This is a genomic window from Clostridium sp., from assembly GCF_036642255.1.
Lineage (GTDB): Bacteria > Bacillota > Clostridia > Clostridiales > Clostridiaceae > Clostridium_J.
The window spans coordinates 1-2,303 of record NZ_JAVWDJ010000112.1; the positions used below are offsets into that span (position 1 = coordinate 1).

Genomic DNA, 2,303 nt, shown 5'->3' on the forward strand with positions numbered 1-2,303 from the left:
TGTTGTATATGTTTTAAAATAACTTATGTTAAAATGGAAAAGGTGGATATAATGAATGATAAAAATATTAGTAAAAAGTTATATGAACTTAGAAAAGAAAAACATTTAACACAACTACAATTAGCAGAAATTTTAAATGTATCAGACAAAACAATTTCAAAGTGGGAAACTGGAGCAAGTTTGCCCGATATAGAAATGATTAAAAGCATTTGTAAAACTTTTAATGTCAAGACAAGTGAGTTTTTAGAAGAGGTAACTAAAAAGCCTAAAAAGAAGTTTGAACTTAAGAAAGTTTTATTAATAATAAAAAATAACTTTTTAAAGTTGTTTTCTATATTTTCGTATTTATTCTTTATATTGTTTTTCATTAATAACTATAATACTATCAATATGTACGAATTAAGAGCAGATGATGGTGAAATAACTATAGATACTGGGTATTTTCTTACAACAAATGTTAAAAATTCTTTAGCTATTACTAATATAAGAGTTAAAGACTTAAATTTTGAAGTAACTAGCAGTAAAATCAAACTTTATACTTTTGTTGGTAATAATAAAAAAACATACTTTTATGAAAAAGATAAAATAGACAACATCTTGATTGAAGAAATCAGTACTGAAACAGACAGACTAGAAAAAAATATTTTGAAAGCTATTCCTAAGTTTTTAAATATAGAAATAGATTTAATAGACACTAATAACAAAGTACACACTTATAGAACAAAACTATTATTAAGGAAAAGTTATACAAATAAGAGTATAATTCCAAAAAGGAAAGATAACTTTGCATCTACAGTCAAATTAGAGGAAAAACCCAAAATAGTTGACGCAGCAGAGTTATCCATTAAAGGATTCACAAAAATAAAAGGCGCCAACATTTACTTCAAAAAATTGCAAAAGTATAGTTTGTACTTTGATATAGAATCAGAAAAAATGTATTACAGTTTTATAAATAAAAGGATAGAATATAATTATTTCTACAAGTATCAAGAAAACATATTAACAGTAACTAAAAATAAAACAAATAATTTTAATAAAAAAGAAACTTTTGAAAATTATGAATATTATATTACAGATAAAAAATTGAACTGTCTAGAAGGAAAGTGTACAGATTATTTAAAAGTTTTAGAAGAAGTATTAACTGTTTTTAATGATACTTTAGGTATAAAACAATAATTCTCTAAATCGTAGAACATAGTTCTACGATTTTTCGATTGCTAAAATTCGACTTAATATTTAAACTGAAATTATAGAAAGGAGAATTGTGGTGAAAAAATATTTGAAGTTTGGATTTATTAGTTTACTTACATTTTTATTTATTAATAATGTAAGTGCTACTGCAACACGTGAAGATATGTTAAAAATGTTTCCATCTTATGTAATTGATGCTTGGACACCTGAGGAATATACTGAGTATTCTGCTTACGACTATAGTAAAATAACAAAAAAAGAAATACTTATACCTAATAATGACTATTGTCCAAGTGGAATAGCACCTTTTGGTGGGTTTCTTGAAACTAATTATAAAAGAATAACTTTAATGGCAATGGATTTAAACAATAATGATTTTTTAGTTAATTTTACAGCACAGTGGAAAGGCATGCCTGTTAGAAGATCTTTTGATGTTATTGCTTTAAGATTTTATGATGTAGTTATGTATAATGGAACTCAATTTGGAAAACAATATTTTACTAGAACAAATGGGTCTCAAGATACTGTTAATTATTCATATCAAGGGACAAACATGGTATTAAAAGACAATGGATATGGAATATCAATGAATCTGGTAGATGATAGTATCAATGCTTTAGAACTGTTTACATCAGTAAAAACTAGAATTGTAGGTGCATCTCCAATTATATATGGTGCATACGAACATGCCGTTGATAATGTAACACTTGCAGATTCACAAAACTATGATTTAAGCAGCAATGGTATGGGATATGTAATCAACTTTTGGCCTACCGTATATGATCATTATGATCTCACACCAGGACTAGATATTAACCCAAATGATTACAGAGCATATTAAAAAGTGTTTATTATTGTTGAAAGACGGAAATAATAAAAAATTTAAAAGGAAAGGAGGTGAAAGTTTTAAACAAGTAACTTGTTTAGAACATGCTAATGAATAAAATACCCACATCTGGAAAAAGGACATTATCTACTATGAAAAATGATATAACAGTAGCTATTTACGTACCAGTTTCTAATTATAAAGAATTTTTAGGTATATCAATAATTACACAATCATATCATTAAATAGAAAAATGAAAGATGGTGGGTTATGGAAAAAGAAAAAA

General features: G+C 25.7%; 2 protein-coding genes. Both read left to right on the forward strand.

Annotated features, from left to right (window positions below; all coding sequences use genetic code 11):
* Positions 1–51: 51 nt before the first annotated feature.
* The gene (locus RR409_RS21035) at positions 52–1,176 is read left to right on the forward strand and encodes a helix-turn-helix transcriptional regulator (protein WP_332559730.1); all 1,125 of its coding nucleotides are present in this window, start codon (positions 52–54) and stop codon (positions 1,174–1,176) included.
* Between the two features lie 91 nt (positions 1,177–1,267).
* Complete coding sequence (locus RR409_RS21040; protein ID WP_332559731.1) at positions 1,268–2,032, forward strand: hypothetical protein; 765 nt, start codon at positions 1,268–1,270, stop codon at positions 2,030–2,032.
* Positions 2,033–2,303: the final 271 nt, after the last annotated feature.